Source organism: Candidatus Saccharimonadales bacterium (assembly GCA_036397795.1).
Lineage (GTDB): Bacteria > Patescibacteriota > Saccharimonadia > Saccharimonadales > DASWIF01 > DASWIF01.
This window is the reverse complement of record DASWIF010000056.1, coordinates 1-15,220: the sequence shown is the minus strand read 5'-3', so window position 1 is coordinate 15,220 and position 15,220 is coordinate 1. Positions and strand designations below refer to the sequence as shown.

The window sequence follows — 15,220 nt, the reverse complement described above, 5'->3', positions numbered from 1 at the left end:
GGACCAAGTGGTATTCATCGATTGTAAAATATATTAGGGCCAAGGAATTGGTCGGAATTTAGGTGTTTTTAAGTGTATAATCATAAGGAGAAATAGGAGGAGATTATGTTAATTGCATTGGGCCTGGTGGCCGTAGTCATCGTTTGGCTGTGGGCGACATATAACGGGCTGGTTAAATCAAACGTAAGAGTGGATGAAGCCTGGAGCGATATCACCGTTCAGCTCAAACGCCGCTATGACTTGATTCCTAACTTGGTCAACTCGGTCAAAGGCTATGCTAAACACGAAAAAGAAGTGTTTGAAAACGTTACTAAGGCTAGGACTATGGCCTTAAACGCCACCGGCGTAAAAGAGACAGCTGAGGCTGAGAATATGTTTGCAGGTGCGCTCAAAAGTTTGTTTGCGGTGGCCGAAGATTACCCTGATCTGAAGGCTGACGCCAATTTTAAGCACCTCCAAGAAGAGCTGGTCGATACCGAGAATAAAATTCAGGCGTCCCGCCGGTTTTATAATGGTTCAGCCCGCGACCTAAACACTAAAATAATGGTATTTCCGACTAATTTGATTGCCGGAATGTTTGGCTTTAAACGGCGCGAGTTCTTCGAAGTAGAAGATCAGGGAGCGGTCGAACAAGCGCCAGACGTCAAGTTTTAAAACTATATAACTAACTATATAGTTTTATGTATTCCCAAATTGCCACCAACCAGCGGAAGACCTGGGCCATAATGGTTGTTTTTCTGCTGGTTGTGGCTGGGTTGGCCTGGCTCCTCGGCCAATATTTTGGCGACTACACCTTTACCGTTGTGGCGTTTACCATCGCGGCCGTGTACGCGGTTTTTAGTTACTTTAATGCTGGTAAGTTAGCGGTGGCTATTAACCGGGCTAAGGAAATTAGCCAAAAGGACAACCCCCGATTGTGGCGGACAGTCGAAAATCTAAGCATCACCAACGGTATGCCGATGCCAAAATTGTATATTATCGACGACCCGGCTCCCAACGCTTTCGCGACGGGCCGGAGTCCGGACCATGCCATCGTAGCCGCCACCAGCGGATTGTTGGACGTGCTGGAAGATAGTGAGCTGGAAGGAGTCATGGCACACGAGCTCGGGCATGTTAAAAATTATGACATCCGGGTATCGATGATTGCTTTCGCGCTGGTAACCGCAATTGGGCTGATAGCGGACATTTTTTGGCGAAGCCAGCTGTTTGGCGGCCGTAACCGCGAGCGAGGCGGCGGCGTAATTGTTATTTTTGGACTAATTGCGGCTATCCTAGCGCCAATTATTGCTAATTTGCTCAGACTGGCGATTTCTCGAAAGCGCGAGTACTTAGCCGACGCTACTGGGGCGCTGACTACTCGTTATCCGGACGGTTTGGCCAGCGCGCTGGCCAAGATTGGCCGCTACGGATCCACCCTTAAGCGGCAGAATACTGCGACCGCGCATCTGTTTTTTGCTAATCCACTGTCGGGCGGTATGGCTAATTTATTCAGCACCCACCCGCCAGTTGAAGAACGCATCCGCCGGCTCAAAGACATGGGGCAGGGACTCTAATATATGGTCAAACCCAAGAAAAAATCAGTCCCAAGCAAACGGAATTATCGTTTTTGGCGGTCACAACGGGATAACACCGACCTGCCCAACAGTTGGCAGATTCTTGGCCGAGCCTACCAGTTGTTAGCCGCCCATTGGCGAAAAATCGGCGCCATAACTTTAATCTACGGCCTGCTCTATGTCTTGTTGGTGCGAGTGGCGCCGACAGTTAGCTTGGATGATTACCGAGAGGTGGTTGACGAGTTTCTGGGCGGCAACGAATCGGAATTTGTCAGGAACCTAACATTGGCCGGCGTGGCCCTGGGGACCGCCAACCAAGGGCTGGACGACGTTCGTTTGCTCTACGGTTTGGTTTTATTCATAGTCTTTAGCCTCGTTCTGATTTGGGTCTTTAGACGGTTAATGGCCGGCAAGGCAGTCTCTATCCGGGATGCGTTATATAGCAGTCAAACTCCGCTTATCGCGTTTTTTACCATCCTGGCGGTGGCGTCCCTCCAAATTCTACCGTTTGCGGCTGGCGGACTGGTTTATTCTATCGCAAATGTTCAGGATATTGCCGTAACTCCGGCGGAGGATCTGCTATTTAGCGGCTTTTGGCTAGCGGCGGCCTTCTTAAGTGGTTATTGGCTGGTCAACACCATCATGGCTAGCTACGCCGTTACCTTGCCGGGAATGTATCCGATGGCCGCCCTCCGCGCCACCAAGAAGCTAGTAACAAAGCGGCGCTGGTTTTTGCTCAGAAAAATCTTATTCTTGCCGCTTATATTGGCTCTTATATTTATAGTCTTGTTTTTATTCATTGTGGTCGTGGCCCCGGGGGCAGTGTATGGGTTTATCGATCTTTGCCTGATTTTGTCCCTACCGGTTGTCCACGCCTATTATTATCAGTTGTACCGCTCGCTGGTATGACCAAAGCCGAAGCCCAAAAACGCCTGGCTAAATTGAGGCAGCTGATTGGCGAGTACCGGTATCAATATCACGTTCTGGATAATTCCATCATGAGCGAAGCGGCGGCCGATAGCCTCAAGCACGAGCTCGGCCAGCTGGAGAGCCAGTTTCCCGAGTTGATAACGCCCGATTCGCCGTCACAGCGGGTGGCGGGAGCACCCTCGCCTCAATTTAAATCAGTCCAGCACCAGAACCGGATGCTGAGTTTGAACGACGTCTTTAACCACGGCGAGCTCGAGGCTTGGCTCGATCGGATCGACAAACTGGTGGCGGAAAATATTCGCCAGCAAGACTTTTTTACCGATGTTAAGATGGACGGCTTTGCCTGCGCGCTGGTCTATCAAGACGGTGCATTGGAGCGGGCAGTCACCCGCGGCGACGGCCAGACGGGTGAGGATATTACGCCGAATGTTAAAACGCTGGAATCGGTTCCACTTAAACTTCGTGAGGGGCCAAAATATAAACACTTTTTAGCGGGCCGGACTGAGATTCGCGGTGAAGTACTGATGTACAAGGCAGATTTTGCGCGGCTCAACCAAGACCAGTCTCAACGGGGGTTAGCGTTGTTTAAGAATCCGCGTAACACCGCGGCCGGCACCATGCGGCAGCTCGACAGTGCGCTTGTGGCGCAGCGAAAACTGCATTTTCATGGTTACGATCTGTTGCGAGACGACCCGAATGAAGTCGAGACATACAGCATGGCCTACGAAGCGATGCGTCATTTGGGCGTAAAAACCAACGCCGCCGCCCGGATCTGTGGCTCCATCGAGGCGGTTAAATCGCAAATCAAAAAATGGGAATCGGCGCGTTTGACCTTGCCGTTTGGGACCGATGGTTTGGTCATTAAGATTAACAACCGACAGATCTATCAACGTCTGGGCGTCGTCGGTAAGGCGCCGCGCGGCGCGGTGGCGTTTAAATATCCGGCAGAAGAGGCCACGACCAAGGTCAAAGATATTATTATCTCCGTCGGCCGAACGGGCGCGGCTACACCGATTGCCGTATTAGAGCCGGTCAATGTCTCGGGCAGTACCGTCAGCCGCGCCAGCTTGCATAACGAAGATGAGATTAAGAGGCTTGATATTAGAATCGGCGACACCGTCATTATTCATAAGGCTGGTGATATCATCCCTCAGATTACCCGGGTTTTGACCGAGCTGAGAGACGGCTCGCAACGGCCATACGACATGGCCGGTGAGCTTAAAAAACACGATCTAGACTTCCTCCGGCTTAAGGGCGAGGCCGCCTGGCGGGCGGTAAATCAGAACGATAAAGCCATCGTTGCACGGTCAATCGAACACTTTGCTGGCAAAGCCGCGTTGGACATCGAAGGTCTTGGCGAGAAGAACGTACGACTACTAGTAGACGAGGGTTTGATTAAGGATTTTGCCGATATTTTTCAGCTGATGGCTACTCGGCTGGAGGCGCTGGAACGATTTGCCGAGTTGTCGGCCAGCAACCTAGCGGCGGCCATAAATGATAAGAAAAGCCCGCCGCTTAATCGTTTTTTGGCCGGTTTGGGTATCCGCCACGTCGGCAGCCAAACGGCCATTGATTTGGCCCAACGCTTTCATACGCTGGAAAAAATCGTGGCGACGGCCGAGGACGAGCCCGAGGTTTTTTATGGAATTGACGGAATCGGCGAGGTTGTGGCGCGCTCGATTGTCGAGTGGTTTAATAATGATCGCCACCAGAAACTGTTGTCAAAATTCCGGCGGCTCGGAGTCTGGCCAGAGCCGGCCAGAGTAATTAGTGGACCACTGGTCGGGCAGTCATTTGTCATTACCGGTACGCTTGATGGCATGAGCCGGGAACAAGCCGCCGAACGGATACGGGGCTTGGGCGGCACGTTTCAGACCAGCGTGGCAAAAGGTACGACCTATTTGGTTTACGGTATTAAAATCGGTGAGTCAAAGCGCCAAAAGGCCGAAGCCTACGGTACGCAGGTAATCGATCAATCTGCCTTTGAACGGTTGCTAGCTAAATCCGGCTGAATTGACAGCTAAGCACAAGCGTCTAGAATTAGTGTCGGACGGTTCGTGCGTACGGCCTTAAAACAAAAATTGACCAAAATGAATCCATAGTTTAAGGCCGGGTGGGCACGCAAGAGCCGTTTTTCATGTGTTTTTCGTAATTAGATTGATATAGTAAAAGTCTTGGGGCTGTAGCTCAGTTGGCTAGAGCGCTTCCATGGCATGGAAGAGGTCCAGGGTTCGAGTCCCTGTAGCTCCACCAAATTTTTATGAAGCAACTACTAAACCTATACCGGCCGGCTTATGTCAAATCCTTGGCCTATATGCTCCAGGCGGTCGAGTATAGCTTTAAAGACTACCTCAATTGGTATTGGCGGACGCCAAACTTTGGCGAGTTTGTAAATCAAAATTCCAAGTTTAAATTTACGCTTAAATCCCGCTTAGTCCTGGCGCTAGCTTGGATCGGTGTTATTAAATTATTAGCCATCGGTTTGTGGCAGATTGGCCAGTGGTTGAGCGGAGAATCGATCGCGGCGCTGTTTTTGGGCACTGGCATTATCATGTTGGTTCCGATGTTAACGGCTCATTTGTTGTTAATCCCGCTTTGGCTAATAACTTGGCTGGTGCAGCGGCCGGCCGAGGCTCTAGCTGTTAGAACGGCTAAAAAAATCTTTGCCGAGCATCACGGGACTACCATTGTGATTGCTGGCAGCTACGGCAAAACATCGTTAAAACATTATTTAGCGTCGGTATTAGGAACTAAGCTTAAAGTTAAATTTACACCGGGTAATCACAATACACCGGTCGGGATCAGCAAATTTGCAGCGGGGCTTGAGGGTGACGAGGACGTCTTAATCGTCGAAGCCGGCGAGTACAAACCCGGCGACATTTGGCAAATTGCCGAGCTGACCCAGCCGGACATTGGGTTGATAACTGGTGTCAACGAGCAACACTTGTTGCGGATGAAATCAATCGATAACACGCTCAATACTATATTTGAGCTGGCCGACTGGCTCGATAATAAAAATCTCTATGTTAATACCGAGAGCGCATATATCGATCGGCGGTTACAAAAGCCGCATATTACATATAGCCGGGAAGGGGTTGGTTCTTGGCGAGTTGATAGTGCCAAGACCGATCTGAAGGGCTCGAGTTTTAGGCTGAAACGCGGCAGCGAGACGATGGAACTTAAAACTAAGCTGCTGGGGCTTCATCAAATCGGCCCGGTGGCCGCCGCCGCCGCTATTGCCAGCGAGCTTGGCTTGAGCAGAATGGACATCACCAAAGGCGTTGCCGCCATCGAAGCCTTTGACCGTCGGTTCAAACCGCGCCAGCTGAGTAACGGCGCCACCGTCATAGAGGATAATTACAATGGCAATCCGGACGGTTTTTTAGTCGCTATTGAGTTTCTTAATCAGCTTCAAGGTGTGAAAAAACGAGCCTATGTCACACCGGGTATTATCGAGTTGGGCCAAGCCGCCGAGACAGTGCATAAGGCTATCGGTCGGGAGCTAGCCAAGTCAAAAATCGACAAAATCTACTTAGTTGCCAACCGGGTAACCCGATGGATGGGCGAGGGTATGGTCGAGGCCGGCCGAGATGACGCCTATTGGGTTAGGGAGCCGGATGAAATTTACAATCACTTGGGCAAATACGCCAAAAAAGGCGATATCATCTTTTTGCAAAATAGTCCGCGAGAAGCATTTTTCTACCAACAGTAGATTTAAAGACAGGATTAGACCGAGGCTATATAGTAAATAACCTATAATCTATACTTGAGTAGCAATATGCAGCGATACAATCCATCGGTAATTGAGCCCAAATGGCAGAAAATTTGGGAGGAGACTAATCTTTACGAGGTTAAAGAGGATGCCAGCCGTCCAAAAACCTATGCCACGCCGATGCTGCCGTATCCCAGCGGTGCCGGGTTGCACGTCGGACATGTCCGCAATTATTCGATTGCCGATGTCATGGCCCGGTTTTATCGCCAGCGCGGTTTCAACGTCATGAGCAACATCGGCTGGGACAGCTTTGGTCTGCCGACCGAGAACTATGCCATTAAAACCGGCATTTCTCCCCGGGAAACAACTAAAAACAACATTAAGACTTTCAAAAAACAGCTCAAACGCATGGGCTTTAGCTATGATTGGTCGAGAGAAATTGATACCTCTGACCCGAACTATTACAAATGGACCCAATGGATTTTCCTCGAGCTGTTTAAGCACGGCCTGGCTTACCAGGCGGAAAGTTGGCAGTGGTGGTGCCCTAAATGCAAAACCGTATTGGCTAACGAGCAGGTAATTAATGGTTGTTGCTGGCGGCACGAAGATACGCCGGTAATAAAAAAACGGCTCAAACAGTGGTTTTTTAAGATTACCGACTATGCCGAAGAGCTGCTGGCGTCGATCGAGGATTTGGACTGGCCGGACAGCATTAAAACCATGCAGCGCAACTGGATCGGCAAAAGCCAGGGCGCCGAACTCATCTTCAAGCTAAAAGATGGCCCGGGCCAGATCGAAGTTTTTACTACCCGCCCAGATACGGTTTTCGGCGCTACCTTTTTAGTTTTGTCGCCGGAGCACTCGATGGTTACTAAACTAACGACCAAAGCGTACGAGGCGAAGGTTGAATCTTATGTTAAGCAGGCGCTAATTAAAACCGATATCGATCGGATGGATGAGAGCCGCGCCAAAACCGGCGTTTTTACCGGTTCGTTTGCCGTTAATCCGGCCACTAACGCCGCCGTTCCAATCTGGGTGGCCGACTATGTTTTGCCCGGTTACGGCACCGGCGCGATTATGGCCGTACCGGCGCACGACCAGCGCGACAATGACTTTGCCAAAGCCTATGATTTGCCGCAACGGCGGGTAATCGATCCTGACGTCATCCGGACTGATGTCGCCCATCAAACCAACTTTGAAGCCAAAAACAAAATCGTGGCGGTGGTAAAAAACTCCGAAGGAGAGGTGTTAACTATCAACTGGGGCCCCCGACTGGGCGGGCGATTATTTGTTGGCGGTACGGTTGAAGTCGACGAAGATCCAGCCGATGCCGCCCGGCGCGAGATCAGGGAAGAAACCGGTTATGGCCAGGCTAAGATCAAAGGCGTCAGCGACGAAACTTTTCATTATAGATACTTTGCTCATTCCAAGAGTCAGGCGGTGTCGGCTACTACCAAGTTCGTTTACGCAACGGTAGTGGGAGCTGCTCAAGACAAACCCCGACTGGAGGCCGATGAAAAGGGCAAATTTAAGATTGAATGGGTCAGTCCGGAGCAAGCCGGACGGGATATTACCGATCCCCTCCATCGCCGGGCCTATGAAATTTATCTAGCTGAAAAGGTCTACGAGGGCGAGGGCCGGCTGGTAAACTCGGGCGATTTTTCCGGTGGTGACAGTTCAACTGCGCGCGAAGCCATAGTTGAGTATCTGGCTGGCAAACAACTGGCGAGCGAGCAAGTTAATTTCAAAATCCGCGATTGGCTGATCAGCCGTCAGCGCTATTGGGGCGCGCCGATTCCGATTATCCATTGTCCTAAGTGCGGCCCGGTGGCTGTGCCGGCTAAGGACCTGCCAGTCGTACTGCCGGAGGTGAAGGATTTTGCCCCGACCGGCAGGGCCGAATCGGTCTTGGCGGCTGAAACCGACTGGGTCAATACCGACTGTCCCGACTGTGGTCAGACAGCGGCTCGGCGAGAGACCGACACCATGGACGGCTACGCCTGTTCCAGTTGGTACATGCACCGTTATTGTGACCCCCATAACACCAAGCAGGCCTGGGATCCGGCCAAGCTAAATTATTGGTTTGACGTCGATTTTTACTTCGGTGGCGACCACGCCGTGTCCCACTTGCTCTACTTCCGGTTTTGGCACAAATTTTTTGCTGATATAGGGCTGTCTAATAGCCGCGAGCCGATTAAGCGGCTGGTCTTCAACGGCTATGTTAAGGCCGAAGACGGCCGCAAAATGAGCAAAAGCCTGAATAACGTCATCGACCCGCTTCAAGTCGTTGACAGCGGCTACGGCGCGGATGCGCTGAGGATGTTCGTTTTGTTCATGGGGCCATACGACCAAGACGTCAACTGGAACAGCCAAGGGGTGCCGGGTACTTTTCGGTTCTTGCAGCGGGTTTGGACGCTGGTTGAGGATTTCTTGGCCGCCGAAGAACAACCCGACCTAGATAATCAGGCCGAAATCGAGGCCAGGTTGAACACCGCGCTCCATCGGACTGTCAAACGGGTAACAGATGATCTTAATCGGTTAAGCTTTAATACCGCTATCGCCGCGCTGATGGAGTTTGTCAATATCGCCAATAAACTAGCGCCGGAATTGCCGTTTGGCGCCGCGGCTGACGTCTGGCGGCAAGCTCTCAATGATTTGATAGCGTTAATGGCGCCATTTGCACCTTACGCCGCCGAAGAGCTCTGGCGGGTGCTGGAGCATGACGAATCGGTCCATATCGACAGCTGGCCGGAATTTAACGCCCAATTGCTGGCGGAGGAACTGATTACGATCGTTGTCCAGATCAACGGCAAAGTCAGGGCCAATTTACTGGTGGCTCCCGGCACGCCGGAGGCCGAAGTGGTTGAGACCGCCTTAAAAGAAGATAATGTGGCCAAGTACCTTAGCGGCCGCCAGCCAACCAGGACCATCAGCGTAGCCGATCGACTAGTTAACTTCGTGATTTAACCGACAGCCGGGCGAAGCACTAACGCTTGCTCTTGAGGCCACTTTCTTTTAGAATTTAACTAAGTGAACTAACGGACTCCTGAAGGGAGCGACTGGAGAATGGGTAAACCAAAAAAACGGACGACACCGAGGCGCACGGGTAACAGACGGTCTCATTTGAGGCTGAGTTTAGCGCGGCGGGTCAACGCCGTTTCTCCGGTTAAGGTTCGCACCACCAAGCGCGAAAGCGCTAAGCTGGTTAAGACGGCTTAACCTGTAGTTACTTAATAAACTTTAAAAAACCATGGCATCAAATCGACACCTTGGCCGAATTGTAGCTCTGCAGACTCTTTACGAATATGAGTTCAGATTAGACTGCAAAGACGAAACCGCCGATTTAAACGAGATACTTCAGCGCAACGTGGTGCGTTATGAAGACACAATCGACGATACGGACTTCGTGCGGTCGCTAACGATGAGCACCCAGCAGCGGCTAAAAGAGTTAGACGAGATCATCCAACCGATCGCGCCGGAGTGGCCGATCGCCCAAATCGCCCGAGTCGACCGCTCGATCCTTAGATTAGCCTTGAACGAGTTGATTTTTGGTAACGACGTACCCCCGAAGGTCGTTATAAATGAAGCGGTGGAACTAGCTAAAGCCTTTGGTAGCGAAAACTCTTCACGCTTCATTAACGGCGTGTTGGGCACTGCTTTCCGCCAGCTGGAAGAAAACCGCCAAGATAAGCCTAAGAAGAAAAAACCCGCTAAAACCAAAGCGGCTGCCAAAAAACCGGCGGCCAAGAAAACCGCCAAGCGAAAACCAGCCGGAAATAAATCATAATCTAGGTATTAACGTATGAAACGACCAGAGCCCATCAAACGGTTTAGAAAGATATTCAAACGGCGTCGTCGGCCGGCTATTCAAGAGGTAGTGCGGGAGGTGTCCTCGGGCGGAGTAGTTTATCGCCGCGACAAACAAGGCAAAGTTGAGATCCTAATGATTAGGGATTCCAAAGACCGCTGGTCGCTGCCAAAGGGCAAGGTCAATAAAGAGGAAAACCTCAAGCAAGCCGCCGAACGCGAGATCAAAGAAGAAACTGGACTGCGGGACATGCAGGTACTTAACTGGTTGGGAAAAGTCCACTTTCGATATCGACGCCAGAGCAGCCTGGTGCTTAAGACCATGCACGTCTATTTAGTCAAGGCCGCCGGGCAAACCGGCGAGCTGTCCAAAGAAGACGTTGCCCACATTACCAAAGTAGCCTGGTTTCCGCTTAACGACGCGCTGGACAAAGTTGAGTACGACGATATCGGCAAACTGATCCTGCTGGGCATGAAGAAAATCCGCCAGACACCCGGCCTCTAAGCCTTTAGTAGGCCTAAAAAACACCAGTTGACTATGGCTTAAAAGCCAGTATCATAGGCCGAGAACAATTAATCGGCCAAAGTGTACGGACTCAAGCGTTGTGATTAATAATCGCAGTGCATAGTGCTTACAACTTTGGTCCCACGAAAGGAAATTTTATCTATGCCGCATGATTACCAGTTGATGGCCAAGCAGGTGATTGGGCTGGAGTTTAATGACCCGCAGCTGCTTATGACGGCTTTTACCCATCGATCTTACTTAAACGAGCACCGTAAAAGCGTCAAAGCGCACAACGAACGGCTGGAATTCTTAGGCGACGCCGTATTAGAGCTAATAGTAACGGAGTATCTTTACCATAATTACGACGAGCCCGAAGGGATTTTAACCAACTGGCGCAGCGCGCTAGTTCGAACTGAGTCCTTGAGCGAGGCCGCCCACCGGCTGGGGTTTGAGCAATATTTGCGGCTCAGCCGCGGAGAAAAGAACGGCTCGCAGCGGGCTCGGGATCAAATCCTGGCTAATTGTTTTGAAGCTGTAACTGGCGCGGTTTACCTCGACCAAGGTTATGAGGCGGCCAAACAATTTGTCAGCACTAACATTTTGTCCAAGCTTAAAGCCATATTGGCCGACGATGCATGGCGTGACCCCAAATCGCTGCTACAGGAACAAGCCCAGAGCGAGGAAGGCGTAACGCCGAGTTACAAGGTCATGAGCGAAGAAGGTCCGGACCATGACAAGTCGTTTACTATTGGTGTCTTTATCGGTGATGAACTGCGCGGCAAGGGCGCCGGCCCGTCTAAGCAAGCGGCCCAACAATCGGCGGCGGACGCGGCCTTGAAGTATTACGAATAGAGCTTTGCTTGCACTACGTTTTAAGGTGGTGGCACTCCGCTAAACTTTGCCTCTGGGCGGCTTTGTGATTCTCCCCCAAGAAGTATCAATAACGTTGAAATAAAATAAAAAAGCTGCTGGTTGATTATTTTTCGTAAAATCAAAGAAGGATCGTGAAAAAAAACAGATTGGCTTGACTGAGACGGCTAGACAGGCTCTAAGAGGTTCATTTATCGCTTGATTTACTCATCAATAACTTTTTAATTATTGCCGGCTGGCCGGTAAAATAATACCGACATGATTGGGTCAGATTTTGAAACTAGCGACGAGCTGGATGGGATTCGAGCAAGCGTGGCGGTTGGCGAGTTTCCCGTGCTAGGCGTATTGGCTGATTGGATCGACTATCTCGAGGCTTTGAGGGAAGAGAGAATAGACGAATACGGCTGGGGCGGGCACGGCCTTAATATTGAAGACGAAATCGCGGCTAAACTCAGCTATCTTGACTATCTCAGGCAGCTGCATAATTGATTGGCCCGGCCCAAATCAGACGATCAAAAAGACCAGTACGAAGTTGACACCCCTGGAGTTAATCTGTAAAATGAGCCAAGTTTTAAATCAGTAACAATAGGCGGAGTTAAAACTTTTTTTAATCATGCTAGCTATTCGTTTAAAACGAATCGGCCGGGCCAACGACGCGTTTTATCGGCTGATCGTGCAGGACTCCCGGCGCCACCCTACCCGCGGCAAAGTCGTGGCATATTTAGGTACTTTTGATCCGCACGCCAAGACAGTTACCATAGATAAAGACGAGACCAAACGCTTTTTATCAAACGGCGCTCAGCCGTCTCAAACTGCCGCCAGATTACTCAAAAAAGAAGGCGTCAAGCTGCCGAGTTGGGTGAGTATTGAAAAACAACCTAAAAAAACCACACGCAACCCGGAAAAACTCAGAAAAAACCGCCCGGCTGGCGCCGAAGCCCCGGCGGTCAAATCGGAGGAGCCAAAAGCTAAAGAGCAGCCGGCCGCCGAAATCCCGGCTGAGCCAGTCGTTGAAGAGGCCAAATTAAACGGCGTAAAAACCGAAGAAACACCGAAAGAAGCAATCGAGGCAGAAGCCCCGGTCGAAACCAAAACTGAAATAGCCCCAACCGAAGAAAAACCAGCTGAAAAAGCGGACTAAATAACCCTAACAGGCTACTAAAAGAGGAAGCCACCAAAAAAGGAGCCGATAGTTTTCTGCTACAATTGCTTTATTAAAATCATTGGAGGTTACCGTGTCTACCATCGACCAGCAATTTGTTGAATACATCGTAAAATCTCTGGTCTCCAAACCAGATTCCGTCCAGGTCGAACGAACGATCGATGAAAAGGGAGTACTACTTAAACTAACCGTCGACAACGAGGATTTAGGCCGGGTCATCGGTAAGCGCGGTTCGACCGCTCAAAGTATTAGAACGCTGCTTCGGGCATTGGGGACCAAGAATGACGCCCGATATAATCTGAAAATTATCGATCCGGAAGGGGACAACCGCCCTCCGCGCGAGCCGCGTGAGGATCGAGCCCCCCGAGATGAGCCATCGGCCGCTCCGGCCGATGATAAGCCAGCTGAAGAACCCGTCGCTGACGAACCGGCCGAGGAAGCCGCGGTTGAAGAGGTGGTAGAAGCGCCGGTTGAGGAAGCTCAGGAAGAAGCACCGACAGCTGAAGGCAAGAAGGATAGTTCGTTGGCGGATAAGACCAGAAAAGAACTGGCCGAGCTGGACGATTTGGATATATAACCAGGAGGAACAGCCATGGCCCACAGAAATGAAAGTTTAATCTTAAGCCAACCGGAGGTTGTTGAAGCTGTCGGCCAGATTGATGAAATTTGGCTAACCATAGCGGAGGATCCCGAGTCAAGAGCCGTCAAGGAGGTTTTAGATGGGTTGAGAGTTCCGTATCGGGAGTTTAATGCCGAGATGTATGATGGGGAAAGTCCTTATGACACCCGGGCACCGTCGATTGAAATCATATCGGGCGATAGGCACGAAACGCTTGCTGGGCCTGATGAGATTAATTTCTTCTTTCTCAGTGCTCTTAAACGGGCATGCGCAAGTCTGATTAGATGATCCAGATAATTTTAGTACTGGCCCGGACCCACTAACATAACGTAAAAATACAACTTTATTGGCTGGCAAGCCAGCGTTATAAAATGCGAGCAAGGCGCTACGCATACTAGCCAGGGCGTGCATTACACTTTAAACTGTGATATAATTAACAACAGCAAGTGGTTATTATAACCTCTCCGTTGCTATAAGTTGACCCCCACGGGCTAACTATCGTCGCGGTCAGATCGTACTAAGCGCGGGCGATATTAGTTAAACCGGGGAGAAGTTTATGTCAATGAAACTCTATGTCGGCAAGCTGTCTTACGACACAACCGACCAAACATTGGAAGAATTATTTGCCAAGCATGGCAAGGTTTTAAGCGTAGCCGTTATTAAAGACCGGGACAGCGGCCAGTCCAAAGGTTTCGGGTTCGTCGAGATGGAAGACGTTTCCGGCGCCCAAGCCGCCATCAAAGACCTCAACGGCAAACAAGTTGACGGACGCGCAATCGTGGTCAACCAAGCCCGCCCGCAAGCTAGCCGACCAGCTGGCGCCTACCGCTAGTTTTTAGATTTAGCGTTAATTAGGACCGTTTTTTAGGTAGTTATATCTATGGTGAAAATGAATAAACATATTGAAATTGTGTCCTCGCGTGACCCGCGGCTTAGTTCGATGGGTAAAAAATCTCGAGATGCAGCCCGAGCGACCCTGGCCAAGAGCTATGCCCGGGTTGGTATTAGCTTGATCGATGACCGCTCCGATCTACAGGCGCTGGTCGCCAGTCAGCCGGATATGGTGTTTTTGGGTCTAAAATATATTACTGATAACTCAGCGGAGACGGCCAGTAATATCTGGATCAGTCAATACCTGGCAGCCCAAGGCATTGCCTTTACCGGTTCGGGCTTGGCGGCCCACGTTTTGGAGCTGGACAAACCGATGGCAAAAGGCCGTGCCTTGGCAGCCGGGCTCAACACTTCTGAATGGTTGGTGGTGGAACAAGGGCAAACACTGTTGCCGTCTGATGTCAATATCGACTACCCGCTATTCGTTAAACCGACCGACCGCGGTGGCGGTGTCGGAGTCGACCAAGCCTCGCTGGTGCATAATTTTCAACAATTAAAATCCAAAGTCAAGACGATTAGTCAGCGTCTGAAGTCAGACTCGTTAATAGAAAAATACCTACCAGGTCGGGAGTTCAGTGTCGCTTTGCTTCGCGATATTGATTTGGCCAACTTACGCGTCATGCCCCTGGAGATAGTGGCCGAGGCCCAAGACGGTGCCAGTTTTTTGAGCGCGGCGGTAAAATTGGCCAATAAGGAGCGGGTTTTAGCAGTTGACGACGGCGAATTACGCCAGCAACTGAGCGATTTGGCGTTTGACGCCTTCACTGCTCTAGGCGCAACTGATTACGGCCGGATAGATATCCGTCTGGACGCCCGCGGCGAACCGCAATTTATGGAAGCAAACCTACTACCCAGTCTAATTGAAGGTTACGGCAACTTTCCCAAAGCTTGCGCTCTAAATCTAGGCTTGGGTTATGAAGATATGTTACTGACTATCGTAAATTTAGCCTTTGACCGCCAGGTAGAAACGACAGAACCGATAAAACCACTAGTCTTAAGCACGGGCCCGTACTTGGCACTGTAGCTGCCGGCTGAGCCGAGCTTGAGCTCGGCTAAAACGGATAGTTGATTTCAATCGCGCCGTCCTTAACGTCGCAGACTCCGGTATAGAACTCGGTGTTGATAGGATCGAGGACTACGCCGCCGGGGAATTCGCAATTAAAAATATCTT

The 15,220-nt window shown here is 50.7% G+C and carries 15 protein-coding genes and 1 tRNA gene; all 16 read left to right on the top strand.

What is annotated here, in order from left to right:
• Window positions 1–105: 105 nt before the first annotated feature.
• On the top strand, window positions 106–654 hold the full coding sequence (locus VGA08_03515; protein HEX9679662.1) for a LemA family protein: 549 nt from the start codon (window positions 106–108) through the stop codon (window positions 652–654).
• A gap of 26 nt (window positions 655–680) precedes the next feature.
• Window positions 681–1,553: a M48 family metalloprotease gene (locus VGA08_03510; protein HEX9679661.1), complete on the top strand. Its 873-nt coding sequence runs from the start codon at window positions 681–683 to the stop codon at window positions 1,551–1,553.
• A gap of 3 nt (window positions 1,554–1,556) precedes the next feature.
• On the top strand, window positions 1,557–2,462 hold the full coding sequence (locus VGA08_03505) for a hypothetical protein (GenBank protein ID HEX9679660.1): 906 nt from the start codon (window positions 1,557–1,559) through the stop codon (window positions 2,460–2,462).
• A complete protein-coding gene (ligA, locus tag VGA08_03500; GenBank protein ID HEX9679659.1) occupies window positions 2,459–4,495 on the top strand; it encodes an NAD-dependent DNA ligase LigA in 2,037 nt (678 codons plus the stop codon). The genes VGA08_03505 and ligA overlap by 4 nt, the downstream gene beginning before the upstream one ends.
• A gap of 164 nt (window positions 4,496–4,659) precedes the next feature.
• Window positions 4,660–4,736: transfer RNA gene (locus VGA08_03495), tRNA-Ala, on the top strand.
• A gap of 7 nt (window positions 4,737–4,743) precedes the next feature.
• Entirely contained in the window at window positions 4,744–6,195 is a 1,452-nt protein-coding gene (locus tag VGA08_03490; GenBank protein HEX9679658.1) for a Mur ligase family protein, read from the top strand.
• 66 nt (window positions 6,196–6,261) lie between these two features.
• Entirely contained in the window at window positions 6,262–9,162 is a 2,901-nt protein-coding gene (locus VGA08_03485) for a class I tRNA ligase family protein (GenBank protein ID HEX9679657.1), read from the top strand.
• A gap of 283 nt (window positions 9,163–9,445) precedes the next feature.
• Window positions 9,446–9,982 (top strand): transcription antitermination factor NusB, encoded by a 537-nt coding sequence (gene nusB, locus VGA08_03480; GenBank protein ID HEX9679656.1) that lies wholly within the window; start codon window positions 9,446–9,448, stop codon window positions 9,980–9,982.
• A 15-nt stretch (window positions 9,983–9,997) separates the two neighbouring features.
• On the top strand, window positions 9,998–10,507 hold the full coding sequence (locus tag VGA08_03475) for an NUDIX domain-containing protein (GenBank protein ID HEX9679655.1): 510 nt from the start codon (window positions 9,998–10,000) through the stop codon (window positions 10,505–10,507).
• A 123-nt stretch (window positions 10,508–10,630) separates the two neighbouring features.
• Window positions 10,631–11,359: a ribonuclease III gene (gene rnc, locus VGA08_03470; GenBank protein ID HEX9679654.1), complete on the top strand. Its 729-nt coding sequence runs from the start codon at window positions 10,631–10,633 to the stop codon at window positions 11,357–11,359.
• Window positions 11,360–11,635: 276 nt separating this feature from the next.
• Window positions 11,636–11,866, top strand: a complete 231-nt coding sequence (locus VGA08_03465; GenBank protein HEX9679653.1) for a hypothetical protein — start codon at window positions 11,636–11,638, stop codon at window positions 11,864–11,866.
• A gap of 124 nt (window positions 11,867–11,990) precedes the next feature.
• Window positions 11,991–12,518, top strand: coding sequence for a 30S ribosomal protein S16 (gene rpsP / locus VGA08_03460; GenBank protein HEX9679652.1), 528 nt, complete (start codon window positions 11,991–11,993; stop codon window positions 12,516–12,518).
• A gap of 94 nt (window positions 12,519–12,612) precedes the next feature.
• Window positions 12,613–13,116 carry a KH domain-containing protein gene (locus VGA08_03455; GenBank protein ID HEX9679651.1) on the top strand — a complete coding sequence of 168 codons (504 nt, stop codon included), beginning with the start codon at window positions 12,613–12,615 and terminating at the stop codon, window positions 13,114–13,116.
• Between the two features lie 15 nt (window positions 13,117–13,131).
• The gene (locus VGA08_03450) at window positions 13,132–13,446 is read left to right on the top strand and encodes a hypothetical protein (GenBank protein HEX9679650.1); all 315 of its coding nucleotides are present in this window, start codon (window positions 13,132–13,134) and stop codon (window positions 13,444–13,446) included.
• 268 nt (window positions 13,447–13,714) lie between these two features.
• Window positions 13,715–13,990: an RNA-binding protein gene (locus tag VGA08_03445; protein ID HEX9679649.1), complete on the top strand. Its 276-nt coding sequence runs from the start codon at window positions 13,715–13,717 to the stop codon at window positions 13,988–13,990.
• 48 nt (window positions 13,991–14,038) lie between these two features.
• Window positions 14,039–15,073: a hypothetical protein gene (locus VGA08_03440; protein ID HEX9679648.1), complete on the top strand. Its 1,035-nt coding sequence runs from the start codon at window positions 14,039–14,041 to the stop codon at window positions 15,071–15,073.
• Window positions 15,074–15,220: the final 147 nt, after the last annotated feature.

Excerpts from the sequence above, each read along its gene's own strand:
- VGA08_03515 (HEX9679662.1), top strand. The coding sequence starts at position 106 with ATGTTAATTGCATTGGGCCTGGTGGCCGTAGTCATCGTTTGGCTGTGG.
- VGA08_03510 (HEX9679661.1), top strand. The coding sequence starts at position 681 with ATGTATTCCCAAATTGCCACCAACCAGCGGAAGACCTGGGCCATAATG.
- VGA08_03505 (HEX9679660.1), top strand. The coding sequence starts at position 1,557 with ATGGTCAAACCCAAGAAAAAATCAGTCCCAAGCAAACGGAATTATCGT.
- ligA (HEX9679659.1), top strand. The coding sequence starts at position 2,459 with ATGACCAAAGCCGAAGCCCAAAAACGCCTGGCTAAATTGAGGCAGCTG.
- VGA08_03490 (HEX9679658.1), top strand. The coding sequence starts at position 4,744 with ATGAAGCAACTACTAAACCTATACCGGCCGGCTTATGTCAAATCCTTG.
- VGA08_03485 (HEX9679657.1), top strand. The coding sequence starts at position 6,262 with ATGCAGCGATACAATCCATCGGTAATTGAGCCCAAATGGCAGAAAATT.
- nusB (HEX9679656.1), top strand. The coding sequence starts at position 9,446 with ATGGCATCAAATCGACACCTTGGCCGAATTGTAGCTCTGCAGACTCTT.
- VGA08_03475 (HEX9679655.1), top strand. The coding sequence starts at position 9,998 with ATGAAACGACCAGAGCCCATCAAACGGTTTAGAAAGATATTCAAACGG.
- VGA08_03465 (HEX9679653.1), top strand. The coding sequence starts at position 11,636 with ATGATTGGGTCAGATTTTGAAACTAGCGACGAGCTGGATGGGATTCGA.
- rpsP (HEX9679652.1), top strand. The coding sequence starts at position 11,991 with ATGCTAGCTATTCGTTTAAAACGAATCGGCCGGGCCAACGACGCGTTT.
- VGA08_03450 (HEX9679650.1), top strand. The coding sequence starts at position 13,132 with ATGGCCCACAGAAATGAAAGTTTAATCTTAAGCCAACCGGAGGTTGTT.
- VGA08_03445 (HEX9679649.1), top strand. The coding sequence starts at position 13,715 with ATGTCAATGAAACTCTATGTCGGCAAGCTGTCTTACGACACAACCGAC.
- VGA08_03440 (HEX9679648.1), top strand. The coding sequence starts at position 14,039 with ATGGTGAAAATGAATAAACATATTGAAATTGTGTCCTCGCGTGACCCG.